Source organism: Micromonospora sp. NPDC049048, assembly GCF_043197615.1.
Classification (GTDB): Bacteria; Actinomycetota; Actinomycetes; order Mycobacteriales; family Micromonosporaceae; genus Micromonospora.
The window spans coordinates 213,458-236,698 of sequence record NZ_JBICTM010000004.1 but is presented as its reverse complement, the minus strand read 5'-3'; the positions used below and the strand labels follow the sequence as shown (position 1 = coordinate 236,698).

Annotated in this window: 23 protein-coding genes; 22 read left to right on the top strand and 1 reads right to left on the bottom strand. The window is 72.5% G+C overall.

Going from position 1 to position 23,241, the window contains the following annotated elements:
• The first annotated feature begins 33 nt into the window (after positions 1-33).
• From ACGFIG_RS15720 to ACGFIG_RS15655, 14 genes are all read left to right on the top strand, one after another.
• Entirely contained in the window at positions 34-342 is a 309-nt protein-coding gene (locus tag ACGFIG_RS15720; RefSeq protein WP_393003317.1) for a BMC domain-containing protein, read from the top strand.
• 188 nt (positions 343-530) lie between these two features.
• Positions 531-1,148 carry a hypothetical protein gene (locus ACGFIG_RS15715; protein ID WP_393003315.1) on the top strand — a complete coding sequence of 206 codons (618 nt, stop codon included), beginning with the start codon at positions 531-533 and terminating at the stop codon, positions 1,146-1,148.
• Positions 1,145-2,305 (top strand): methyltransferase domain-containing protein, encoded by a 1,161-nt coding sequence (locus ACGFIG_RS15710; protein ID WP_393003313.1) that lies wholly within the window; start codon positions 1,145-1,147, stop codon positions 2,303-2,305. Before ACGFIG_RS15715 ends, ACGFIG_RS15710 begins: the two co-directional genes overlap by 4 nt.
• Position 2,306: 1 nt before the next feature.
• Entirely contained in the window at positions 2,307-2,939 is a 633-nt protein-coding gene (locus tag ACGFIG_RS15705; RefSeq protein WP_393003311.1) for a hypothetical protein, read from the top strand.
• Positions 2,940-2,958: 19 nt separating this feature from the next.
• Positions 2,959-3,246 (top strand): EutN/CcmL family microcompartment protein, encoded by a 288-nt coding sequence (locus ACGFIG_RS15700; RefSeq protein WP_393003309.1) that lies wholly within the window; start codon positions 2,959-2,961, stop codon positions 3,244-3,246.
• Between the two features lies 1 nt (position 3,247).
• The gene (locus tag ACGFIG_RS15695; RefSeq protein ID WP_393003307.1) at positions 3,248-3,871 is read left to right on the top strand and encodes a BMC domain-containing protein; all 624 of its coding nucleotides are present in this window, start codon (positions 3,248-3,250) and stop codon (positions 3,869-3,871) included.
• A 1-nt stretch (position 3,872) separates the two neighbouring features.
• Positions 3,873-4,664 (top strand): alpha/beta fold hydrolase, encoded by a 792-nt coding sequence (locus tag ACGFIG_RS15690; protein ID WP_393003305.1) that lies wholly within the window; start codon positions 3,873-3,875, stop codon positions 4,662-4,664.
• Positions 4,661-6,103, top strand: a complete 1,443-nt coding sequence (locus tag ACGFIG_RS15685) for an FAD-dependent oxidoreductase (RefSeq protein WP_393003303.1) — start codon at positions 4,661-4,663, stop codon at positions 6,101-6,103. Before ACGFIG_RS15690 ends, ACGFIG_RS15685 begins: the two co-directional genes overlap by 4 nt.
• Before the next feature lie 171 nt (positions 6,104-6,274).
• Entirely contained in the window at positions 6,275-7,447 is a 1,173-nt protein-coding gene (locus ACGFIG_RS15680; RefSeq protein ID WP_393003301.1) for a CaiB/BaiF CoA transferase family protein, read from the top strand.
• Between the two features lie 11 nt (positions 7,448-7,458).
• On the top strand, positions 7,459-8,094 hold the full coding sequence (locus ACGFIG_RS15675) for an isochorismatase family protein (RefSeq protein WP_393003299.1): 636 nt from the start codon (positions 7,459-7,461) through the stop codon (positions 8,092-8,094).
• Positions 8,094-9,107: an ABC transporter permease gene (locus ACGFIG_RS15670; protein ID WP_393003297.1), complete on the top strand. Its 1,014-nt coding sequence runs from the start codon at positions 8,094-8,096 to the stop codon at positions 9,105-9,107. Before ACGFIG_RS15675 ends, ACGFIG_RS15670 begins: the two co-directional genes overlap by 1 nt.
• Positions 9,100-9,966: an ABC transporter permease gene (locus tag ACGFIG_RS15665; RefSeq protein ID WP_393003295.1), complete on the top strand. Its 867-nt coding sequence runs from the start codon at positions 9,100-9,102 to the stop codon at positions 9,964-9,966. Before ACGFIG_RS15670 ends, ACGFIG_RS15665 begins: the two co-directional genes overlap by 8 nt.
• Positions 9,963-11,000 carry an ABC transporter ATP-binding protein gene (locus ACGFIG_RS15660; protein ID WP_393003293.1) on the top strand — a complete coding sequence of 346 codons (1,038 nt, stop codon included), beginning with the start codon at positions 9,963-9,965 and terminating at the stop codon, positions 10,998-11,000. Before ACGFIG_RS15665 ends, ACGFIG_RS15660 begins: the two co-directional genes overlap by 4 nt.
• Positions 10,997-11,956, top strand: a complete 960-nt coding sequence (locus ACGFIG_RS15655) for an ABC transporter ATP-binding protein (RefSeq protein WP_393003291.1) — start codon at positions 10,997-10,999, stop codon at positions 11,954-11,956. The genes ACGFIG_RS15660 and ACGFIG_RS15655 overlap by 4 nt, the downstream gene beginning before the upstream one ends.
• A 62-nt stretch (positions 11,957-12,018) precedes the next feature.
• Here the strand turns inward: ACGFIG_RS15655 and ACGFIG_RS15650 are convergent, their stop codons facing one another.
• Positions 12,019-12,678, bottom strand: coding sequence for a GntR family transcriptional regulator (locus tag ACGFIG_RS15650; protein WP_393003289.1), 660 nt, complete (start codon positions 12,676-12,678; stop codon positions 12,019-12,021).
• 113 nt (positions 12,679-12,791) lie between these two features.
• Here ACGFIG_RS15650 and ACGFIG_RS15645 point away from each other — a divergent pair, with 113 nt between their 5' ends.
• From ACGFIG_RS15645 to ACGFIG_RS15610, 8 genes are all read left to right on the top strand, one after another.
• Complete coding sequence (locus ACGFIG_RS15645; protein WP_393003287.1) at positions 12,792-13,664, top strand: hydroxymethylglutaryl-CoA lyase; 873 nt, start codon at positions 12,792-12,794, stop codon at positions 13,662-13,664.
• 39 nt (positions 13,665-13,703) lie between these two features.
• Positions 13,704-14,840 (top strand): CaiB/BaiF CoA transferase family protein, encoded by a 1,137-nt coding sequence (locus tag ACGFIG_RS15640; RefSeq protein ID WP_393003285.1) that lies wholly within the window; start codon positions 13,704-13,706, stop codon positions 14,838-14,840.
• A gap of 232 nt (positions 14,841-15,072) precedes the next feature.
• On the top strand, positions 15,073-15,162 hold the full coding sequence (gene kdpF, locus ACGFIG_RS15635) for a K(+)-transporting ATPase subunit F (RefSeq protein ID WP_393003283.1): 90 nt from the start codon (positions 15,073-15,075) through the stop codon (positions 15,160-15,162).
• Positions 15,162-16,817, top strand: coding sequence for a potassium-transporting ATPase subunit KdpA (gene kdpA / locus ACGFIG_RS15630; RefSeq protein ID WP_393003281.1), 1,656 nt, complete (start codon positions 15,162-15,164; stop codon positions 16,815-16,817). Before kdpF ends, kdpA begins: the two co-directional genes overlap by 1 nt.
• Before the next feature lie 19 nt (positions 16,818-16,836).
• A complete protein-coding gene (kdpB, locus tag ACGFIG_RS15625; RefSeq protein ID WP_393003279.1) occupies positions 16,837-19,023 on the top strand; it encodes a potassium-transporting ATPase subunit KdpB in 2,187 nt (728 codons plus the stop codon).
• A complete protein-coding gene (locus ACGFIG_RS15620; protein WP_393003277.1) occupies positions 19,023-19,904 on the top strand; it encodes a potassium-transporting ATPase subunit C in 882 nt (293 codons plus the stop codon). Before kdpB ends, ACGFIG_RS15620 begins: the two co-directional genes overlap by 1 nt.
• A 91-nt stretch (positions 19,905-19,995) precedes the next feature.
• Positions 19,996-22,548 (top strand): DUF4118 domain-containing protein, encoded by a 2,553-nt coding sequence (locus tag ACGFIG_RS15615; RefSeq protein WP_393003275.1) that lies wholly within the window; start codon positions 19,996-19,998, stop codon positions 22,546-22,548.
• A complete protein-coding gene (locus ACGFIG_RS15610) occupies positions 22,545-23,228 on the top strand; it encodes a response regulator (protein WP_393003273.1) in 684 nt (227 codons plus the stop codon). Before ACGFIG_RS15615 ends, ACGFIG_RS15610 begins: the two co-directional genes overlap by 4 nt.
• Positions 23,229-23,241: the final 13 nt, after the last annotated feature.

Below are 23,241 nucleotides of genomic sequence, written 5' to 3'. Positions count from 1 at the left end.
CGCCCGTCGACCAACCCGCAGAGGAGAACTGTCATGGCTGACCTTCAGATGTCCGCGCTCGGAATGATCGAGACCCGTGGCCTGGTCGCGGCGGTCGAGGCCGCCGACGCGATGGTGAAGGCCGCCACCGTTGTGCTGGTGGGCACCGAGTACATCGGCGGTGGACTGGTCACGGTGGTGGTCCGCGGCGACGTCGGCGCGGTCAAGGCCGCCACGGACGCCGGCGCGGCCAGCGCCTCGCGGCTGGGCGAGGTCGTCTCCGTGCACGTCATCCCCCGCCCGCACAGCGAGGTCGAGGCGATCCTGCCCACCGGGGCGACCCGGGGCGGAAGCAAGGCCTGACCAAGGCGTCGCGTGCTCATCGAAGGAGCTGATACATGAGTCGGGTGTGGACTGCCGTCGATATCGAAGACATCGCCCGGTCGCACGAGCCGCGCGAAATCCTTCTGGGCCCGCGTGACCTGATCTCCCCGCATGCCGAGGACATCGCACGGGGCCTTGGCATCGACATTCGCAGGACAGGACAGGACGTGCCGCCGGAGTCGGCGCCAGCACCGGTCGCTGCCGGCTCCGGCGGGACGCAGGGCGGATGCGACGACGCCGACGGCTGCTCGTGCGGCTGCGCGGGCGCGGAGGAGGCGGAGCGGACCATCCGTACGATCGCCGCCGCGCTCTCGTCGGCGAACCCGGACGCGGACGCGTCGACGGTGGCCAGCGAGACGTTGCGGGCGCTCGGCGCCTTCGGCGGACCGGGCGTCGGTACTCCCGAGCAGGCGCAACCGCTGCCCGGTCAGCTGCTGCCCAAGAAGGCGAAGGGGGCCCGCCCCCAGTTCTTCGCCGACCCGGGCATGGAGGCCCTGGTCTCCACGGTGGTCACCCTCTCGTCCGAGGTGTGGGTGCTGCGCGAACGTCTGATGACGCTGGAACGTCTGCTCGCCGACCGGCGGGTGGTGGAGCGCGGCGCGGTGGACGACTTCACCGTCTCCGGCGAGGACGCGGAGGTCCGCGACACCGAGGCGGCGGCCTTCGTCGCCCGGGTGCTGCGGGTCTTCTACGAGTGGCGTGAGGAGATCGTGCGGGAGGAGACCCCGGAGTCGTACCGGGAAGTCGTCCGGCAGGCCTTCACGCAGGTGGGGGAGGGGAAGTGAAGCAACAACAGCAGCACGGCCTGTTGCCGAAGGAGAACCACGACGAACTCGCCCGGGAGAACTTCGTCCGGGCGCTGAAGTCGCACATCTCCAACGAGGTGACCCCGGGGGTCCGGGAGTTGTACACGCACCGCGTCGCCCCGCGGTACGAGCGGGAGGAAGGTGTCCCGCCGCGGGACCGGCAGTCGGTGCGCAGGGCGATGGAGCCGGAGCCGTACTACCAGCTCTGGAGTTCCGTACGCCGGGCGAGCCAGGACCTGCTCTGGAACGTGGTGGCGGACAGCATCGGCCGGCAACTGGACGACCTGAAGGCGCGGGCGAAACGGGCCGAGCGGGGGCTCGGCTCGCTCGAACTGGACCCCGACTTCACGCTGCCCTGGTACTTCTGGGGCATCGACATCCACGCCATGCCCGGCGGGTACCGGGGCGAGTACGTGGCGGAGGACCTCACCGCCGGGGCGCTCTACGACCGGGGCGTCTACGTGTACGCCATGGGCCAGATGGGCGCGCTCAACGACGACTACGGCCAGTCGGTGGTGAACAACTACCTGAAGAAGCAGCACCGGGACTTCCGTCCCCGGCGCATCCTGGAGATCGGGTGCGGGGTCGGCAACTCGACGCTGCCGTACGCGGAGGCCTATCCGGACGCCGAGGTGCACGGCATCGACGTCGGCGCGGCCCTGCTGCGCTACGGGCACGCCCGCGCGGAGTCGTTGGGCCGTAAGGTGCACTTCTCGCAGCAGAACGCGGAGGCGACGAACTTCCCCTCGGGGCACTTCGACCTGGTCGTCTCGCACATCCTGCTGCACGAGGTGCCGCCGGACGCGGTCCGCGCCATCCTGCGGGAGTGCCACCGGCTGCTCGCCCCCGGCGGCATGATGATCCACGCGGACTTCCCCGGCTACGCGGGCCTGGATCCGCTGGTGCAGTTCCTCATCGACTGGGACACCTGGAACAACAACGAGCCGTTCTGGGGCCCGATGCGGGACATGGATCTCGTCCAGGCCGCGCGCGACGCCGGGTTCACCGGCGACTGCTCGGAGCTGTCCTGCAAGCGGGAGTGCGTCGAGGAGGTCACCACGCCGACCGGCCGGATCCTGCAGAGTGGCGAGCGGCGGCGCAGCGGCAGCCTCGCCCTGCTCGTGGGCAGGCGCTGACGTGGCGCGCGAGGGCATCGAGCTGCGGACGTTCGCGTTCGTCGACCGGCTCCAGCCGCAGATGGCCGCCCTGATGGGCAGCATCATGTCCGGCGACCCGGTCGTCGAGGGGATGTCCCAGCTCTACCTGGAGATCTCGCCGGGCAGCGACGTGTACGCGCTGGTCGACGCGGCCGTGAAGGGGGCCGGGGTCCGGCCGGGCTCCCAGGTCGTCGAGCGGCAGTACGGCATGACGGAACTGCACTCGATGTCGCAGGACGCCGTCCGCCAGGCGGGCCAGACGATCCTCGACCTGCTCGGGATGACCGAGGCGGACGCGCAACCCGCGGAACTCGTCTCGGCGAAGATCGTCTCCAACATCGACGCCTACCAGGCGCAGTTGGTGAACCGGTCCAAGAAGGGTTCCCTGCTGGTGGCCGGCGAGTCGATGCTCGTCGTCGAGTGTCAGCCGGCCGCCTACATCTCGGCCGTCGCCAACGAGGTGGAGAAGTCGGCGGACGTCAAGATCGTGGACGTCCGGGGGGTGGGTCAGTTCGGGCGGTTGTGGGTCTCGGGGCTCCACTCCGAGGTCGACTCGGCCCGCGACGCCGTCCGGCATGCCTTCGAGAACACTCCCTGGTCCCACCGACGCTAGAGGAACGAGGTGGTTCGGCATGCGTATCGCCCGGGTGATCGGGTCGGTCGTCAGCACCGTCAAGGCCGACACGCTGACGGGAGCGAAACTGCTTGTCGTCGCGCCGCTGGGTGAGACGCCTGCCGCAGAGCCGTACGTCGCGGTCGACACCGTCGGCGCCGGCAGGGGAGAGGTCGTCCTGGTCGCTACCGGCGGGGCCGCGCGGCTTGCGGAGCGGCAATCCAGTCAGGCGCCTGTGGACTCCACCATCGTCGCGATCGTCGACCGGTTGGAGACCGAGGCGTGGATCAACTACGTGAAGGACTGACGTGGATCTGTGGGATGCGGGTGCCCTCGGCGTGGTCGAGACGCGCGGACTGGCCGCCTCGATCGTCGCCGTCGACGTGATGGCCAAGGCGGCCGAGGTGCGGGTGATCGGTGTCCGCCGGATCGGCGCCGGCCTCGTCACGGTGTCGTTCATCGGTGACATGGCGTCGGTGCGGGCGGCGATCGAGAGCGCGCGGCGCGCCGTCGCGGCGGTCGGCGGGACGCTCGACTCGACCGTCATCGGTCGGCCCGCCATCCCGACGGGACTGCTCCGCGAGGCGGCCCCGACCGTCGGGGAACAGGCCGCCGGGGAGCGGGCCGCGGGAGCGGAGTCTGCCGGTGAGCCGGCTGCCGGACGGGAGCCCGCCGGGAAACGGGTCGCCGCACCGGCGTCTGGCGTGGCGCCGGTCGGCGGCGACGAGGCCGGGGCACCGGCCGGGGGCGACGAGGCCGGGGCATCGGCCGGGGGCGACGAGGCCGGGGCGCCGGCGGGGAAGGCCGTGACCGGCGCAGGGCAGAAGCGGCGGTCGGCGCGCTCGGCCGCCCCGAGACGGCGCCCGCCGTCGGCCGGCCCGCCGTCCGACGGTGACTCGGTACCACCTACCGACCGACCACGAGGGAAGTGACATGCGCGGATACGTCGGCCCGGCGGGCGGGCAGATCCACTACCGCACGAGCGGTGACCGGGGACCCACGGTGGCGCTGTTCCACGAGTCGCCACAGGCGTCCAACGTCTTCGAACCCGCCATGGGCGCCCTCGGGCGGTCGCTTCGCGCGTTCGCCTTCGACACGCCCGGATACGGCCAGTCCGACCCGCCGGTCGGTCCGCTGGAGATCCCCGGGTACGCGCGCCTGCTGCTCGACGCGATCGACGCGCTGGGCATCGAGGAGTTCGCCGTCGCCGGGCAGCACACGGGTGCCTCCCTGGCCCTGGCGGTCGCCGAGATCGCCGAGCCCGGGCGGGTCACCCACGCGATCCTCTCGGGGCTCGTGCTCGACCGGGCCGAGCGGGAGGAGTTGGGCGCGTCCTGGGCGCCCGACAAGCCGATCGATCCGGCCGGCGGGCACCTGAGCGACCTCTGGGCGCGGTACCTGGAGATCTGGGAACAGCCGCCGGAGCTGGTCAACCTCGCCGTGGCGAACATCGCGTCGGTGTTCGAGCGCTACAACTGGGCGTACCGTGCCGCCTTCCGGTACGACCCGACCGACGCCCTGCGCGACGTGCCCTGTCCGGTGCTCCTGCTGACCGCCGAGCGGGACATGCTGGCCCACTGCGACGCGATCGCGCTGGCGGTCCGTCCGGACGCCAAGGCCGTCCGGCTGACCGACACCACCGGCCAACTGCCGTGGCGGGTGCCGGAGGAGTTCGCCGCGGTGGTGTCCTCCTTCGTCACCGAGGTTCCGGGAGGGGCGCCGTGAGCGAGGACGCGGATCTGATCGTCATCGGCGCCGGTACCGCGGGTCTGCCCTGTGCCATCGAGGCGGCGCGGGCCGGGCTGCGGGTCGAGTTGGTGGACGCCGACGACGACATCGGGGGGACACTGCGGGTCTCCGCCGGACACATGAGCGCCGCCGGCACCCGCCGGCAGCGGCTGGCGGGCATCGACGACGATCCGGACCGGCACTTCGCCGACGTGACGCGGATCGGGCACCACCGGGGGGACGCGGCCCTGATCCGGCTGGCGGTCGACGAGGCCCCCGGGGTCGTGGACTGGCTGGACGAGAACGGCTTCCCGTTCGTCCCGGGCACGCCGGTGGTCTACCACGGGCACTCCCCGTACTCGCGGCCCCGGACGTACTGGGGGGTGGCGCACGGCCGGTCGATCCGCGAGACGCTGCGGCCGCTCCTCGACGAGCAGGTGGCGTCGGGCCGGATCAACCTGCGGCTGCGGACCCGCGCCGCGCGCCTGAGCACCGAGGGCGGTGCCGTCACCGGCGCCGTCGTGGACACCGCCGAGGGCCCCCGCGAGCTGAGGGCGGGCGTGACGGTCCTCGCGTCGGGCGGCTACGGGGCCAACCCCGCGCTGTTCTCCGCGCTGACCCCGGGTGCGCCGCGTCTGGTGACCAACGCGGTGCCGACCGCGACGGGCGACGCGATCGAGATGGCCCTGCCGCTGGGCGCCGGGGTCCGCTTCGCCGACCTGCACACCCCACGGCTCGGCCTGCTCGAACGTCGCTCCCAGCCCGGGCGGGTGGACTTCTGGTCCGAGCTGGTGCACCTCGCCCCCGCCGAACGTCCGCCCCGGGAGATCTGGGTGAACGCGCGCGGTGAACGGTTCGTCGCCGAGGACCTCGACGACGTCACGCGGCACGAGCGGGCCGTGCAGGAGCAGCCGGGGGCCGAGTTCTGGATCGTGTTCGACGAGGCCAGCATCGACGCCGGGTCGTCCCTGGTGCCCTCCTGGGGCGCGGAGCGGCTCCGTGAGGAGGCGCGCCGGGGGGACGTGGCCTGGGTCGCCGACGACCTGGCGGGCCTCGCCCACCTCGCGGGCATCGACCCGGAGGGGCTGTCGCGTACGACGCGGGAGTACAACCTGGCGGTCGAGCGGGGATCGGATCCGCTGGGTCGGCGGGTCCTGGCGCACCGCGTCGCCCGGCCGCCCTACTACGCGGTGCGTTCGGTGGCCGCGTTGCTGTGCAGTTTCGGCGGGCTGGACGTCGACACCGACTTGCGGGTCCGGCGTGCCGATGGGGGTGTGGTCCCGGGGCTGCACGCCATCGGGGAGGCCCTCGGGATGGGGGCCACCAGCGGGGCCGCGTTCTGTGGGGGGATGGCGGTGACCCCGGCGCTGGCGTTCGGTCGCCTGCTCGGGCGGCGGTTGGGCGGCCGGCGCGATCAGCAGGGGGCGTACCTCTGATGCCCTGTATGCACTGAGGTCCGAATGTGGGCCTTCCCCAGATTCCCGTCGACGGAATCCGCCGTTGACAGTTGACAGCGAATAGCTGTTGTATACAACGACCACTCAGTGGGCTGTTATGAGAGGTGTCCAATGTCTAGCGATCTGCACCACGAAGGACCGCTCCACGGCGTGCGCGTGGTCGAGTTCGGGTCCCTGCTCGCCGGGCCCTTCTGCAGCCAGCTGCTGGCCGACTTCGGCGCCGAGGTCATCAAGTGTGAGCCACCCCGCCAGGGCGACCCGATGCGCGAGTGGGGTCAGGAGAAGCCCCACGGCAAGTCGTTGTGGTGGCCGATCGTGGCGCGTAACAAGAAGTCGATCACCGTCGACCTGCGGACGCCCGAGGGTCAGGCGGTCGCCCGGCGGCTGATCGCACAGTGCGACGTGGTGGTCGAGAACTTCCGCCCCGGGACCATGGAACGCTGGGGCCTCGGCTACGAGCAGACGTCGAAGGACAACCCCGGTCTGGTTATGGTCCGGGTGTCCGGCTTCGGCCAGACCGGGCCGTACTCGACGCGGCCCGGCTACGGCTCCGTCGGAGAGGCGATGGGCGGCCTGCGGTACGTCGTCGGCGACCCCCAGACGCCACCGAGCCGGGTGGGCATCAGCCTCGGCGACTCGCTGGCCGGGACCTTCGCCGCCCTCGGCGCGGTGATGGCCCTGCGGGTACGCGACCGCAGCGGCCGCGGCCAGGTCGTCGACTCGGCGATCTACGAGGCGGTGCTGGCGATGATGGAGTCGCTGCTGCCCGAGTACGCGTTGGGCGGTCACGTGCGCGAGCGCACCGGGGCCATCCTGCCCAACATCGCGCCCTCCAACGTGTACCCGACCCGTGACGGCGGGCTGGTGCTCATCGCGGCCAACCAGGACACGGTGTTCCGGCGGCTGGCGGCGGCCATGGACATGGCGGACCTGGGCACCGACCCGCGCTTCAGCACCCACGTCGCGCGCGGCCGCAACCAGGCCGAGCTGGACGAGACCATCTCGAAGTGGTCGGAGCAGCACGACACCGAGCAGCTGATGGCGCTGATGATCAAGCACGACGTCCCGGTCGGTCAGGTCTACCGCGCCCCGGAGATGCTGAACGACGAGCACTTCGCCGCCCGCGAGGCCATCGTCCGGCTGGCGCACCCCGAGTTCGGCGAGTTCCCGATGCAGAACGTCGTGCCGAGGCTGTCGATGACGCCGGGCAAGGTCAACTGGATCGGCCCGCAGCTCGGCGAGCACACCGACGAGGTGCTGACCGACGTCGTCGGCCTGGCGACCTCCGAGATCGACGAGCTGCGCGCCAGCGGCGTCATCTGAGGACGGACACGGTGAACGATCTCCACGCGGACTACCGCAGGGCCGGCTTCGGCGGCGACCTGGGGCGCGGCACGCGCCGGGCGCTGCTGCTGGTCGACTTCGTGCGGGCCTACCTCGACCCGGCGTCGCCGCTGTACGCCGGCGAGGAGGACCCGCCGGCCCTGCGCGCCTGCGCCACCCTCCTGGAAGCCGCCCGGCGGCACGGCACGCCGGTGGTCCACACCAGGGTGGAACTGAGCCCCGGCGGCCTCGACGGCGGCCTGTTCACGCGCAAGGTGCCGGCCCTGCGGGTCTTCGAGCGCGGCGGCGAGTTCGGCGTCGCGCCGCCGGCCCTGGCCCCGCTGGCCGGCGAACCGGTCGTGACCAAGCAGTACGCCAGCGCGTTCTTCGGCACCAGCCTGGCCAGCACCCTGCGGGTGCTGGGGGTGGACGCCCTGCTCGTCGCGGGCGCCTCGACGAGCGGGTGCGTCCGGGCCAGCGCGCTGGACGCGTTGCAGCACGGGTTCGTCCCGCTCGTCGTCGCCGACGCGTGCCTGGACCGGGATCCGCGTCCGCACGAGGCCGCCCTGTTCGACCTCGGGGCCAAGTACGCCGAGGTCCTGACCCTGGACGAGGCGACGACGCTACTCGGACCGGGAGGTGTGTGATGCGGGTCCTCGGGTACGCACGGCGGCGGTTGCTCTTCCTGCCGCTGGGGCTGCTGTCCGTCATCGTCCTGGCGTTCCTGCTGGTCAACGCCCTGCCAGGCAACCCTGTCGGGGTCATCGCGGGGCCGGCCGCCTCGCCGGAGGACCTGGTCGAGATCGAGCGCCGCCTCGGCCTGGACCGTCCCCTGTGGGAGCGGTTCGTCGACTACCTCGCCAACATGGTGCGTGGCGACCTCGGCTCGTCGTACTACACCGACCGGTCGATCGTGTCCGAGATCCTGCGGTTCGCCCCGGCCACCCTCGAACTGGTCTTCCTGTCGCTCGCCATCGCCGCGATTCTCGGCGTGGGCCTCGGCACCCTGGGCGCGTACTACAAGGGCACGATGGCCGACCGGACGTCCCGGTTCGTCATCACCACGTTCCAGTCGATTCCCGACTTCTTCCTGGCCCTGCTGCTCATCTACCTGTGCTTCTACGTCGCCGGGTGGGCGCCCGCGCCGGTGGGCCGGCTCGGCCTGATGGACGAGCCGCCACCGACCGTCACGGGGGCGCTGCTGGTCGACTCGCTGCTCTCCGGTGACATGCAGATCTTCCGGTCGGCGGCGGCGCACTCGATGCTGCCGGTGTTGACGCTGGGCATCTACTACTCGGCGTACTTCGCCCGCAGCACCTACGCGTCGCTCGTACCGGCCCTGGAGTCCAAGCAGGTCGAGTTCGCGCGGGCCTGCGGCCTTCCGGAGCGGACCGTCCTGGCGTACGCCTTCCGGCAGGCGCGGACCCCGATCCTGACCTACGGCGGCATCCTGCTGGCCGCGCTGCTCGGCGGCGCGGCGATCATCGAGACCATCTTCTCGTGGGGCGGCTTCGGGGAGTGGGCGATCGACTCCATCCTCCAGCTCGACATGCCGGCCGTGCAGGGCTTCATCCTGGCCGCCGGTTTCGGAACCCTGTTGGCCTTCACCGCACTGGACATCCTCGTCGCGGTGCTCGATCCGAGGGTGCGTTATGACTGAGACCCTGACCGCCGACCCCACCACGGTCACCGCCCCGGCGACCAGGAAGCGACGCGGGGGTCACCGGCGGCTGCGGCTGTGGGTACCGACCGCGATCCTGACGAGCATGCTGGCGGCGGCCTACTTCGCCCCGCTGCCCCACGATCCGGCCGAGCCCGCCGCCGCCACCCTCACGGCACCCGACGGCGAGCACTGGATGGGCACCGACAAGTTCGGGCTCGACGTGTTCAGCCGGTTGGTGGCCTCGGCGGGCGTGGACATCCCGCTGGCCCTCGCCGGCATGCTGATCTCGCTCGTGGTCGGCGTGCTGCTCGGGCTGGCCGCCCTGCACCGGGGGCCCTGGGGCGAACGCGTCGTGCGCGCGCTCGACGTCTTCCAGGCCTTTCCGCTGCTGATCCTGGCGATCGCCCTGGTCGCGCTGATGGGCAACAACATCGAGAACGTCGTCGTGGCCATCGCCATCATCAACGTTCCACGGTTCGTCCGGCTGGTACGCAGCGAGGGCCTGACCATCCGGGAGAGCCGGTACGTCGAGGCGGCCCATGCCATCGGCGCGACCGGACCACGCGTCATGTTCCGGCACATCCTGCCGAACATGACCGGCATCATCCTGGCCCAGGCGTCCCTGGCGGTGGCGCACTCGATCGTCGTGATCGCCTCGCTGTCCTTCCTGGGCATCGGCATCAACGCCGCGGACGCCAGCTGGGGAGCAATGATCCAGACAGGAGCGCAGAACATGACGACCGGCCAGTGGTGGGTCTCGGTCTTCCCCGGGCTCGCCATCTTCCTGACCGTGCTGTGCTTCAACGCCATCAGCGACGAACTGCAGGACTCCTTCGGCCGGGCGAGGCAACGATGAGCACCCTGAAGGCACTGCGCCGGCCACGGCGGCGCCCCACCGGCCCGGACACCGAGGGCGCGGGCCGCCGCCTCCTCGAGGTACGCGGGCTGACCACACGCTTCGACACGCCGGACGGAGTGGTGCACGCGGTCAACGGCGTCGACTTCCACGTCGACCGGGCGGAGATCGTCGGCGTGGTCGGCGAGAGCGGCTGCGGCAAGTCGGTCACCATCCGGTCGATCCTCGGCCTGGTACGCCCTCCGGGGCGGGTGGTGGACGGCACCGCCTGCTTCAACGGTGTCGACCTGCTCGGCCTGCGCGGCGCGGAACTGCGCCGGCTGCGGGGCAAGGAGATCGGCTTCATCGCGCAGAACCCGTTCAGCGCCCTGAACCCGGTGATGCGCATCCACCGGCAGTTCGCCAACATCATGGCCGCGCACGGCGCGAAGTCCGACGGCGAGGTCCGGGCCCGGGCGCGTGCGGCACTGAGCGACGTCGGCATCGCCGGCCCGGACCGGGTGCTCGACGGCTACGCGCACCAGTTGAGCGGCGGCATGGCCCAGCGGGTCGTCATCGCCATGGCCATGCTGCTCAACCCCGCGTTCGTCATCGCCGACGAACCGACGACCGGTCTCGACCTGACCGTGCAACGGCAGATCCTCGACCTGATCCGCGCCCTGGTCCGTGAGCACGACCGGTCGATGCTGCTGGTCACCCACGACCTCGGTGTCGTGGCCCAGTACTGCGACCGGGTGGTCGTCATGTACGCCGGCAAGGTCATCGAACACGGGACGGTGCGGGAGGTGCTCAACTCGCCGCGGCACCCGTACACGCAGGCGCTCATCCGGGCCATTCCCCGGCCGGGTCAGCCGCTTGTGCACCTCACCGGGCGACTGCCGAACCTCGTCGACTATCCGGTCGGGTGCCCGTTCCGGGACCGCTGCCCGCACGCCTTCGAGCCGTGCGGGCAGGTGGTCCCGGAAGCGGTGACCGAGGCGTCTGGCCAGACGTACTGGTGCCACCTGCCGCAGGAGAGGGGGGCCGTCGGATGAGCCTGCTGGAACTGGCGAACGTCAGCAAGGAGTTCGACCTCGGGGGAGACACGCGGGTCTACGCGCTCGACGACGTGTCGCTCTCGGTGGACGCCGGCGAGACGGTGGCGATCATCGGCGAGAGCGGGTCCGGGAAGTCGACCCTGGGCCGGCTGGCGCTGCGACTGATCGAACCGACCCGGGGAACGGTCCACTTCGAGGGTACGGACGTGCTCGCGTTGCCCGCCGCGGAGATGCGCAAGCTGCGCGCGAAGATGCAGATCATCTTCCAGGAGCCGTTCGAGTCGTTGAACCCGCGCATGCGGGTGGGCGACATCATCGGTGAGCCGCTCGCCATCCACCGGCCCGGAATGTCGGCGCAGGACCGCCGGGCCCGGGTCGACCGGGTCATCGAACAGGTGGGGCTCCCGCCGGACATGGCGCGGCGCTATCCCGGTGAGCTCAGCGGCGGGCAGCAGCAGCGGGTGGGCATCGCCCGGGCCGTCGTGACCGAGCCGTCCCTGATCGTCCTCGACGAGCCCACCTCGTCGCTCGACCTGTCGGTACGCGCCCAGATCCTGCAACTGCTGGCCGACCTGCAGGCGGAGCTCGGCATGGGCTACCTGTTCATCTCGCACGACATCCACACGGTCCGCTACGTCAGCGACCGGATCGCGGTCATGTACCGGGGCCGCGTCGTCGAGACGGGCCCCTCCGAGCGGGTGTTCGCCGACCCGCGGCACCCGTACACCCAGGCGCTGCTGGCCGCGGCCCTGCCCGTCGACCCCGACGAGGAGATGCCGCCGGCCCGCCTCGTCGGCGACCCGATGAGCCCGACCACGCTCGTGAAGGGATGCGTCCTGTACGGACGGTGCCCGGTGGGCGAGGACCGGTGTGCGCAGACCGAGGTGCGCCTGACCCCGGTCGACGCCGACCGCGAGGTGGCCTGCATCAAGCCGGGCGCGTCCGCGAGCTGACGACGGCCGGCCGGGTGTCGCCGAGGATCGGCGAGCACCCGGCCGGCCGTCGCCGGCCGCCCTCAGGCTTCGGAGCCGCCGTCCACCATGGCGTCCAGGAGCACCGTCCGGGCGGCCAGCACGTGTGCCCGCATGGTGCTCGCCGCCCAGTCGGCGTCCCTGGCCCGCAGCGCCGCCACGAGATCACGGTGGTGCGCCATGCTGCGGGCCAGCGCGTCCGGTGAGTACAGACGGAACGCCCGGACGATGAGCGGCACCTCCACGACCGCCGACAGCAGCGAGGTGAGCCGGGGGCTGGCGGCGGCGCTGATGACCAGTCCGTGCAGTTCGGAGTTGAGGTTGGCGATCTGCTCCAGGTCCGGCAGGGTCATCCGCTGCGCGCGTTCCTCCATCTGGTCGCAGAGCAGGCTCAGCTTCGGCAGGCAGTCGGCGTCGATGCGCTTGGCGGCCAGGGACGCGCCGTAGCTCTCCAGACGTGCGCGGATCTCGTAGATCTCCTGCAGGTCGACGAGCGACCACTCGGCCACCCGCGCGCCACGGTTGGGCTGGAAGACGACGAGGCCCTCGGCTGTGAGCCGGCGCAGGGCCTCCCGGATCGGGGTCCTGCTCACGCCGAACTGCCGGGACAGTTCGACCTCACCCAGGCGTTCGCGTGGGCCGATCGCGCCGCTCAGAATCGCGCTCCGTAACGCCTCGTAGGCGTCCTCCGCCGCATTCGTCAACCGTGCCTCCGTGGTGTGAGCGGCGTGCGGCACTACTCCTTGCCGCGTGCCCGACGGTCTGAGATTGTATACACATGGCAGTTCAATTGGTAGAAGTGTCCCCTCGCGACGGTTTGCAGAACGAAGCCGAGATCCTGCCGACGGCGCGCAAGGTCGAACTGATCCGGCGGTGCGTCGACGCGGGCGCCCGGCGGGTCGAGGCGGTGTCGTTCGTCCGCGCCGACCGGGTGCCCCAGATGGCCGACGCGGAGGCCGTCATGGCCGCGGTGCCCCGGCGCGACGACGTGTCGTACATCGGTCTGGTGCTCAACCGGCGCGGGCTGGACCGGGCGCTCGCGGCCGGGGTGGACGAGGTGAACTGCGTCGTCATCACCACCGAGACCTTCGGCCGGCGCAACCAGGGCGCCTCCGTCGACGAGATGGTCCGGGCGTGGCACGACATCGCGCGGGCCACCCACGCGGCCGGGCTGCGGGCCAGCGTCACCGTCGCCGCCGCCTTCGGCTGCCCCTTCGAGGGCGACGTCTCCCCGGCGACCGTCGGTGACCTCGTCCGCCGGCTGGCCGACGGCGGGCCCGACGAGATCGCCCTGGCCGACACCATCGGCGTGGGCGTGCCCAGCCAGGTCCGGGAACTGGTGGCCGCGGCGACGGCGGCGGCACCGGGCGTGCCCCTGCGTGGCCACTTCCACGACACGCGCAACACCGGCATCGCCAACGCCCTGGCGGCGGTCGAGGCCGGCATGACGGTGCTCGACGCGAGCGTCGGCGGGATCGGGGGCTGCCCCTTCGCCCCGGCGGCCACCGGTAACGTCGCCACCGAGGACCTGACCTACGCGCTGCACCGTTCCGGCCACCCGACCGGCCTCGACCCCCGCAAGGTCGTCGAGACGGCGGACTGGATCGGCGAGCAGCTCGGCAAGGCGGTGCTGCCGGGCGCGCTCGGCCGGGCCGGCTGGTTCCCGGGCGAGCTGGCCGGGAAGGGCTGAGCGGTCCGCGTCGAGTCGACAGGCGAGGGAAGCGTGGCGATGGGGGAGCAGGCGTCCGGGCCGCTCAGCGGCGTCCTCGTCGCCGACTTCTCACGGATCCTCGCCGGCCCGTACGCGACCATGCTCCTGGCCGACCTCGGCGCCGACGTCATCAAGGTGGAGGGGCCGGGCGGGGACGACACCCGGACGTGGACGCCGCCCGTGCGGGAGGGCACCTCCACCTACTACCTCGGCGTCAACCGCAACAAGCGTTCCATCGCCCTCGACCTCGCCGACCCCGCCGACCTGGACGTCGCCCGGGAGCTCGTCCGCCGCGCCGACGTCATGATCCAGAACTTCCGGCCCGGCGGTCTGCGGCGTTTCGGGCTCGACTACGACAGCGTCGCCGCCGTCAACGAGCGGATCGTCTACGCCTCGATCAGCGGGTTCGGCGCCGGTGGCGGCGCCGACCTGCCCGGCTACGACCTGGTGGTCCAGGCCGCCTCCGGGCTGATGAGCCTCACCGGCGAGCCGGACGGTCCGCCCTACAAGGCCGGGGTGGCCGTGTTCGACGTGATCGCGGGCCTGCACGCGGCCGTCGGCATCCTGGCCGCCCTGCGGCACCGCGACCGCTGCGGAACCGGCCAGCACGTCGAGGTGGACCTGCTCTCCTCCGCGCTGTCCGGCCTGGTCAACCAGAGCAGCGGCCACGTGGCCGGCGGCGCGACGCCGTTCCGGATGGGCAACGGGCATCCGAGCCTGTTCCCGTACGAGCCGCTGCCCACCGCCGACGGCGACCTCGTCGTCATCGCCGGCAACGACGGGCAGTTCCGCAAGCTGTGCCACGTGCTCGACCTGCCCGGGCTGCCCGACGACCCACGGTTCGGGCGCAACCAGGACCGCACGGTCAACCGGGAGGCACTGCGGCCCATCCTGGTCGCGCGACTGGCCGAGCGGACCCGCGACGAGTGGTTCCGGGACCTGCGCGCGGCGGGTGTGCCGTGTGCCCCCATCAACACCGTGGCCGGCGGCGTCGACCTGGCCCGGCAGCTCGGGCTGGACCCGGTGGTCGTCGCCGGCGGCGTGCCCGGCATCCGCAACCCGATCGGCTTCGCCGCGACGCCGCCCCGCTACGACCTGCCGCCGCCGGGGCTCGACGAGCACGGCGACGAGATCCGGGACTGGCTGACCGGCTGACCAGCCCGGCCGCGTGAAGAGGGCGTCAAGAAACGGCCCTCCGCCGTCATGATCGCGTCATCACCCCTGTCCCCTCGGGGAGCCACGGAGTTTCGATTGCCCGGCACGGCCGGAAGGCGGTCGTGCCGAGTGGTTCCGGTAAGGGAGTCAGCGTGTCCGACGTGGTGTTCGTCCTGGTGACGGTGGGACTGTTCGCCGTACTCGCCCTCGTGCTGAGGGGCGTGGAGAAGCTGTGAATGTCGTCGATGCCGTCGGCCTGGTGCTGGCGCTGGGCCTGGCTGTGTTCATGGTGGTCGCGTTGCTGTTCCCGGAGCGCTTCTGATGTCCACGACGACAGCCGGCGCCCTCTTCGTCCTGTCCCTGGTGGTGGCGCTGGTCGCCGTACACCGGCCGTTCGGCGACCACGTGTACCGGGTGGTCGCCGGGACCCGGCACACGCGCGTCGAGCGCGGGCTCTACCGCCTGGTCGGCGTCGATCCGGCCGCCGAGCAGACCTGGGGCGTGTACGCCCGCGCCGTACTGGCCTTCTCCGCCGTGTCGATCCTGTTCCTGTACGCGTTCCAGCGGTGCCAGGACCACCTGTGGCTGTCGCTCGGCCACGAACCGGTCGTCGCCCACGGCGCCTGGAACACCGCCGTGTCGTTCGTGACCAACACGAACTGGCAGTGGTACTCGGGCGAGTCGACCATGGGTCACCTGGTGCAGATGGCCGGCCTGGCGGTGCAGAACTTCGTCTCCGCCGCCGTCGGCGTCGCCGTGGCGGTGGCCCTGGTCCGCGGCTTCGCCCGCAGCCGTACCGGCGAACTGGGCAACTTCTGGGTCGACCTGACCCGGATCACGCTGCGGATCCTGCTGCCCGTCGCGGTTCTCGGGGCACTGGCGCTGATGGCGGGCGGGGTGGTGCAGAACCTCTCCGGCGGCACCGAGGCCGGCACCCTGACCGGTGGCACCCAGACCGTCACCGGCGGGCCCGTGGCCAGCCAGGAAGTGATCAAGGAACTCGGCACCAACGGCGGCGGCTTCTACAACGCCAACAGCGCGCACCCGTTCGAGAACCCGACCTCCTGGACGAACTGGATCGAGATCTTCCTGATCCTGCTGATCCCGTTCAGCCTGCCGCGCGTCTTCGGCCGGATGGTCGGCCAGACCCGGCAGGGCCACGCGATCGTCGCGGTCATGGCCGTCCTCGCGCTTGCGAGCGTCGCGCTGACCAACGTCTTCGAGCTCACCGCCGGTGGCACCGTCCCGCAGGCCGTCGGCGCCGCCATGGAGGGCAAGGAGGTGCGCTTCGACGTGTCGAACTCGGCCACCTTCGCCGCCGCGACGACGCTGACGTCGACCGGGGCCGTCAACTCGTTCCACGACTCGTACACGGCGCTGGGCGGCATGATGACGCTGGGCAACATGATGCTCGGCGAGGTCGCGCCGGGAGGTGTCGGCGCCGGTCTCTACGGGATGCTGGTGCTCGCCGTGATCACGGTTTTCGTGGCCGGGCTGATGGTCGGCCGCAGCCCCGAGTACGTGGGCAAACGGATCGGCTCCCGCGAGATCCGGTTCGCCTCGCTGTACTTCCTGGTCACCCCGGCGCTCGTGCTGGTCGGCACCGCCACCGCCTTCGCCACCGGCAACGACGCGACCGCGCTGAACGTCGGCCCGCACGCCCTCTCCGAGGTGCTCTACGCGTTCACCTCCGCCAGCAACAACAACGGCTCGGCCTTCGCCGGCATCACGGTGAGCACGCCGTGGTGGAACACGGCGCTGGGCCTGTGCATGCTGCTCGGCCGGTTCCTGCCGATCATCTTCGTGCTCGCCCTGGCCGGGTCGCTGGCCCGCCAGCGACCGGTGCCCGCCTCCGAGGGCACGCTGCCGACCCACCGGCCCCTGTTCGTCGCGATGGTCGCCGGCGTCACGGTGATCCTCGTGGCGCTGACCTTCCTGCCCGCGCTCGCGCTCGGCCCGCTGGCCGAAGGGCTGTGACCCGATGAGGAAAGTGACCATGACCGTCGACACGCGGGCACCGCACGACCGGGCCGAGGCGGGCACCCCCGCCGTACGCGGCAGCCGGGGCGGTGGCCTGCTGGACGCGCGGCAGCTGCTGCGGTCGCTGCCCGACGCGCTGCGCAAACTCGACCCCCGCACCCTGTGGCGCAACCCCGTGATGCTGATCGTCGAGATCGGCGCGGCCTGCACCACCGTCCTCGCGCTGGCCGACCCGTCGGCGTTCGCGTTCACCGTCACGGCCTGGCTGTGGCTGACCGTGCTCTTCGCCAACCTCGCCGAGGCCGTGGCCGAGGGGCGCGGCAAGGCCCAGGCCGCCAGCCTGCGCCAGGCCAGGAGGGACACCGTCGCCACCCGCCTGCACGGCTGGACGCCGGGCGCCGCGGCCGGCACCTACCGTGAGGAGGCCGTGCCCGCCCCGGAACTCGCGCAGGGCGACGTCGTCTCGGTGGAGGCGGGGCAGCTGATCCCGGGCGACGGCGACGTGGTGGAGGGCATCGCCAGCGTCGACGAGTCGGCCATCACCGGCGAGTCCGCCCCGGTGATCAGGGAGTCCGGCGGCGACCGCAGCGCGGTCACCGGCGGCACCCGGGTCCTCTCCGACCGGATCGTCGTACGGATCACCCAGCGGCCGGGGGAGAGCTTCGTCGATCGGATGATCGCGCTGGTCGAGGGCGCCAACCGGCAGAAGACGCCGAACGAGATCGCGCTGAACGTCCTGCTCGCCGCGCTCACCATCGTCTTCCTGCTGGTCGTGGCCACCCTCCAGCCGCTGGCCGTCTTCGCCAAGGGCTACCAGGCGGCGGCCCCCGACACCGGCGCGATCACCGACGCCGGCGTGACGGGCGTGGTGCTGGTGTCGCTGCTGGTCTGCCTCATCCCCACCACCATCGGGGCGCTGCTGTCGGCCATCGGCATCGCCGGCATGGACCGTCTGGTCCAGCGCAACGTGCTGGCCATGAGCGGCCGCGCCGTGGAGGCCGCCGGCGACGTGGACACGCTGCTGCTGGACAAGACCGGCACCATCACCCTCGGCAACCGGCAGGCCGCCGGGTTCCTGCCCGTCGACGGCGTCGACGCGAGCCTGCTCGCCGACGCGGCGCAGCTGGCCAGCCTCGCCGACGAGACCCCCGAGGGCCGTTCGGTGGTCGTCCTGGCCAAGCAGGAGTTCGGGCTGCGCGAGCGTGAGCCGGGCCTGATCCCGCACGCCACGTTCGTGCCGTTCACCGCGCAGACCCGGATGAGCGGCGTCGACGTCGACGCCGCCGGGAGCGCACCCCGGCCGTCCCGGCGGATCCGCAAGGGCGCCGCGTCCGCCGTCACGGCGTGGATCCGCGCGCACGGCGGCGAGCCCACGGAGCAGCTCGGGCGGACCGTCGACGAGATCAGCGGCGCAGGCGGCACACCCCTCGTGGTCGCCGAGCACGTCGACGGCGAGCCGGCCCGCGCCCTGGGGGTGATCCACCTCAAGGACGTGGTCAAGGCCGGCATGCGGGAGCGGTTCGACGAGATGCGCCGGATGGGCATCCGCACCGTGATGGTCACCGGCGACAACCCGCGTACGGCCGCGGCGATCGCCGCCGAGGCGGGCGTCGACGACTTCCTCGCCGAGGCCACCCCCGAGGACAAGCTCGCCCTGATCCGGCGTGAACAGCAGGGCGGCCGGCTCGTCGCGATGACCGGGGACGGCACCAACGACGCACCCGCCCTCGCCCAGGCCGACGTCGGCGTGGCGATGAACACCGGCACGTCGGCCGCGAAGGAGGCCGGCAACATGGTCGACCTCGACTCCGACCCGACCAAGCTGATCGAGATCGTGGAGATCGGCAAGCAGTTGCTGATCACCCGGGGCGCGCTGACCACGTTCTCCATCGCCAACGACGTGGCGAAGTACTTCGCGCTCATTCCCGCCATGTTCGCCGGCATCCACCCGGGCCTCGACGCGTTGAACGTCATGCGGCTGGCCAGTCCCGAATCGGCCATCCTCGCCGCCGTCGTCTTCAACGCCGTGGTCATCGTCGCCCTGATCCCGCTGGCCCTGCGCGGCGTGCGCTACCGGCCGGAGTCGGCGTCGCGGCTGCTGCGCCGCAACCTGCTGGTCTACGGCCTCGGCGGCATCGTCGTGCCGTTCGTCGGCATCAAGCTCGTCGACCTGCTCCTGCAACTCGTCCCGGGGGTCTCCTGATGCGCCTGCCCACCTGGCTCTCCGCACACGTGGCCGCGCTGCGCGCGCTGCTGGTCTTCACGGTGCTGCTCGGCCTGGCGTACCCGCTCGCCCTGGTCGGCGCCGGCCGGCTGCCCGGCCTGCGCGACAGGGCGGACGGGTCCCTGCTCACCGCCGACGGCCGGACGGTCGGCAGCGCGCTGATCGGCCAGGCGTTCACCGACGCCGACGGTGAGCCCGTGTCCCGGTACTTCCAGTCCCGGCCGTCGGCCGCCGGAGCCGGCTACGACCCGACGGCCACCGCCGCGTCCAACCTCGGCCCGGAGAGCGTGCTCGACACGCTCGCCGCGGATCCGCAGGGGTCGGGCCGGAGCCTGCTCAGCCAGGTCTGCGCCCGCAGCCGCGCCGTCGGCGAACTCGAGGGCGTCGACGGCCGGCGTCCCTACTGCACCGACGACGGCGTGGGGGCGGTGCTGGCGGTGTTCCGCGCCGGCGGGCTCACCGGCCCCGTCACCCGGGTCGTCAGCGCCAACCAGATCGCCCCGGCCACCCCGTTCCTCGCCACGTACGAGGGGGTGGCCGTGGAGCTGGCCCGGCCCGGCGAGGACCTCGTGGCCGCCGGGGGTCTGATCGTGCCGGTCCGGGGTGCCGCCCCGGACCTCCCCGCCGTGCCCGCCGACGCGGTCACCGCCAGCGGCAGCGGCCTCGACCCGCACATCAGTCCGGCGTACGCCGACATCCAGGTGGCCCGGGTGGCCCGGGAGCGTGGCGTGGCCCCGGCGGCGGTCCGGCGTCTCGTCGCCGAGCACACCCGGGGGCGGGCGCTCGGTTTCCTGGGCGCCCCCGCCGTCAACGTGCTGGAACTCAACCTCGCCCTCGACGAGGCGCTGCCCGTCGGGTGAGGGACGGCGTGGGGTGGGGCCGGCGTGCCCCGCCCCACCGTGGTCCGTGGTCCGACGACCGGCCGTGCCGGTGATCAGGGAGGATGTCTGCGTGCCCAGGGGAGAACTGCGCATCTACCTCGGGGCCGCGCCCGGCGTCGGCAAGACGTACGCGATGCTGGAGGAGGCCCGGCGGCGCGCCGAGCGCGGCACCGACGTGGTGGTCGGCCTGGTCGAGACCCACGGCCGCGCCCAGACCGCCGCGATGGTCGGCGACCTGGAGGTGCTGCCGCGCCGGGTGGTGACCTACCGCGGCGCCGCGTTCACCGAGATGGACCTCGACGCGGTGCTGGCCCGGCGGCCCGAGGTGGCCGTGGTCGACGAGTTGGCCCACACCAACGTGCCCGGCTCACGGCACGAGAAGCGCTGGCAGGACGTGCGGGAACTGCTCGACGCCGGCATCACCGTCCTGTCGACCGTCAACGTCCAGCACCTCGAATCCGTAAACGACGTCGTCGCGCGCATCACCGGCACCACCCAGCGGGAGACGGTGCCCGACGCGGTGGTCCGCGCCGCCGAGCAGGTCGAGCTGGTCGACATGACCCCGGAGGCGCTGCGCCGCCGGATGGCACACGGCAACATCTACCGGCCCGACCGGATCGACGCGGCTCTCGGCAACTACTTCCGGGTCGGCAACCTCACGGCCCTGCGTGAGCTGGCCCTGCTGTGGCTGGCCGACAAGGTCGACGAGCAGCTCGGCGCATACCGCGCCCAGCAGGGGATCTCCGAGACCTGGGAGGCCCGCGAGCGGGTGGTGGTGGCGCTCACGGGCGGGCCGGAGGGCGCGACGCTGGTCCGCCGCGCCGCGCGGGTCGCGGCCCGCAGCAAGGGCGCGGACCTGCTCGCGGTGCACGTCGCCCGCAGCGACGGGCTGGCCGGCGCCGATCCGGCACAGCTCGCCCGGCAGCGCGTCCTGGTGGAGAGCCTCGGCGGCACGTACCACCAGGTGCTCGGCACCGACATCCCGGCGGCCCTGCTCGACTTCGCCCGGGGCGTCAACGCGACCCAGTTGGTGCTCGGCGCGAGCCGGCGCGGGCGGTTCGCGCAGCTCTTCTCCCGTGGCGTGGGGGTGACCACCACGGCCCTGTCGGGGCCGATCGACGTGCACCTGGTCACCCATCCGGAGGTGGGCCGGGGGCGGCGCGGCGCGGGCGTGCCGGCCGCGCTGTCGCGGCGACGCCGGCTGCTCGGTTTCGGTCTCGCCGTGTTCGGCATGCCGTTGCTGACGGTGCTGCTGCGGGCGCTGCCGGACCTCAGCCTCACCAACGACATCCTGCTCTTCCTCACCGGCGTCGTCGGGGTCGCGCTGGTCGGTGGGCTGTGGCCGGCGTTGGTCGCCGCGCTCGGCGGGTCCCTGCTGCTGAACTGGTTCTTCACGCCCCCGTTCCGGACGCTGACCATCGCCGAGGCCGACAACCTGCTCGCCCTGGGTGTCTTCGTCGCCGTCGCCGTGGCCGTCAGCGGGGTCGTCGACGTCGCGGCGCGGCGCACGAGGGAGGCGGCGCGTGCCTCGGCCGACGCGCAGACCCTGGCCACGGTGGCCGGTGGTGTCCTGCGCGGCGAGCGGCCGCTGCCGGCGCTGCTGGACCGGCTGCGCGAGACGTTCGGGTTGCGCGCGGTCAGCGTCCTGGAACTCGTCGCCGACGCCGAAGGCCGACCGGGGCGCGCCAGCGAGGACGGGGCGTGGCGGATCGTGGCCGGCGTCGGTGAGGATCCGGCGGGCAACCCGGGTGCGGGTGAGACGGCCGTTCCGGTGGACGACCGGCTCACCGTGGTGCTCTCCGGCCGGCGGCTGGAGGCGGCGGACCGGCGCGTGGTGGAGGCGTTCGCCGCGCAGGCCGCCGTCGCGCTGCGCCAGGAACGCCTCGCCGAGGAGGCGGCCAGCGCGCGGCCGCTCGCCGAGGCCGACCGGATGCGTACGGCGCTGCTCGCCGCGGTCAGCCACGACCTGCGTACGCCGCTGGCCTCGGCGAAGGCCGCGGTGAGCAGCCTGCGCAGCCACGACGTCGAGTTCGACGCCGACGACCGCGACGAGCTGCTGGCCACCGCCGACGAGTCCCTGGACCGGCTCGGGCGGCTCGTGGCGAACCTGCTGGACATGAGCCGCCTGCAGGCCGGTGCCCTCGGGGTGACCCGCGTGCCGATCGGGCTGGAGGACGCGGTGCCGAGGGCGCTCGACGAGCTGGGTCCGCAGGCGGCCGAGGTCAGCACCGACATCCCCGCCGACCTGCCGGCCGCCGTCGCCGACCCGGGGCTGCTGGAACGGGTGCTGGTCAACATCGTCGCCAACGCGTTGCGGCACAGTCCGCCCGGACGGCCCCCGGCCATCACCGCCAGCGCCCACGCCGGGCGGGTGGAGCTGCGGGTCATCGACACGGGCCCCGGCATCCCGGAGGATCAGTGGGAGCACGTCTTCCTGCCGTTCCAGCGTCTGGGCGACCGGGACGCCGCCACCGGCGTCGGTCTCGGTCTGGCGCTGTCGCGTGGGCTCGCCGAGGCCATGGGTGGCAGCATCACTCCCGAGACCACCCCCGGGGGTGGCCTCACCATGGTGCTGCGGTTGCCCGCCGCCGCCCTGAGCGCCGCGGAGGGGCAGCCGGAATGACCCGCATCCTGGTCGTCGACGACGAGCCGCAGATTGTCCGCGCCCTGCGGATCAACCTGCGGGTCCGGGGCTACGACGTGCAGGCGGTGGCGACGGGCACGGCGGCGCTCAAGGCCGCCGCCGCCGATCCGCCCGACCTGGTGGTGCTCGACCTCGGCCTGCCCGACCTCGACGGGGTGGAGGTCATCCGGGGGCTGCGGGGCTGGACGCACGTGCCGATCATCGTGCTCTCCGGTCGGGCCGGCAGCCAGGACAAGGTGGCGGCCCTGGACGCCGGCGCCGACGACTACGTCACCAAGCCCTTCGGTATCGACGAGCTGCTCGCCCGCATCCGCGCCGTGACCCGACGGCTGCACGTCAGCGTCGACGCGACCACGGCCACGACGCGGGTGGGCCGGCACACCGTCGACCTCGCCGCCCGTACGGTCACCCGGGACGACGGTGTCGACGTCCGGCTGACCCCCACCCAGTGGGGGGTGCTCGAACTACTGCTGCGCCATCCGGGCAAGCTCGTCAGCCAACGTCAGCTCCTGCACGACGTCTGGGGGCCCGAGTACCAGAGTGAGACCAACTACCTGCGCCAGTACATGGCCCAGTTGCGCCGCAAGCTGGAGGACGACCCTGCCCGCCCCCGCCACCTCATCACCGAACCCGGCATGGGCTACCGGTTCCGGCCCTGACCGCGGCGCGCCC

Excerpts from the sequence above, each read along its gene's own strand:
- ACGFIG_RS15720 (WP_393003317.1), top strand. The coding sequence starts at position 34 with ATGGCTGACCTTCAGATGTCCGCGCTCGGAATGATCGAGACCCGTGGC.
- ACGFIG_RS15660 (WP_393003293.1), top strand. The coding sequence starts at position 9,963 with ATGAGCACCCTGAAGGCACTGCGCCGGCCACGGCGGCGCCCCACCGGC.
- kdpA (WP_393003281.1), top strand. The coding sequence starts at position 15,162 with ATGTCCACGACGACAGCCGGCGCCCTCTTCGTCCTGTCCCTGGTGGTG.
- ACGFIG_RS15610 (WP_393003273.1), top strand. The coding sequence starts at position 22,545 with ATGACCCGCATCCTGGTCGTCGACGACGAGCCGCAGATTGTCCGCGCC.
- ACGFIG_RS15670 (WP_393003297.1), top strand. The coding sequence starts at position 8,094 with ATGCGGGTCCTCGGGTACGCACGGCGGCGGTTGCTCTTCCTGCCGCTG.
- ACGFIG_RS15620 (WP_393003277.1), top strand. The coding sequence starts at position 19,023 with ATGCGCCTGCCCACCTGGCTCTCCGCACACGTGGCCGCGCTGCGCGCG.
- ACGFIG_RS15655 (WP_393003291.1), top strand. The coding sequence starts at position 10,997 with ATGAGCCTGCTGGAACTGGCGAACGTCAGCAAGGAGTTCGACCTCGGG.
- kdpB (WP_393003279.1), top strand. The coding sequence starts at position 16,837 with ATGACCGTCGACACGCGGGCACCGCACGACCGGGCCGAGGCGGGCACC.
- ACGFIG_RS15700 (WP_393003309.1), top strand. The coding sequence starts at position 2,959 with ATGCGTATCGCCCGGGTGATCGGGTCGGTCGTCAGCACCGTCAAGGCC.
- ACGFIG_RS15640 (WP_393003285.1), top strand. The coding sequence starts at position 13,704 with ATGGGGGAGCAGGCGTCCGGGCCGCTCAGCGGCGTCCTCGTCGCCGAC.
- ACGFIG_RS15690 (WP_393003305.1), top strand. The coding sequence starts at position 3,873 with ATGCGCGGATACGTCGGCCCGGCGGGCGGGCAGATCCACTACCGCACG.
- ACGFIG_RS15665 (WP_393003295.1), top strand. The coding sequence starts at position 9,100 with ATGACTGAGACCCTGACCGCCGACCCCACCACGGTCACCGCCCCGGCG.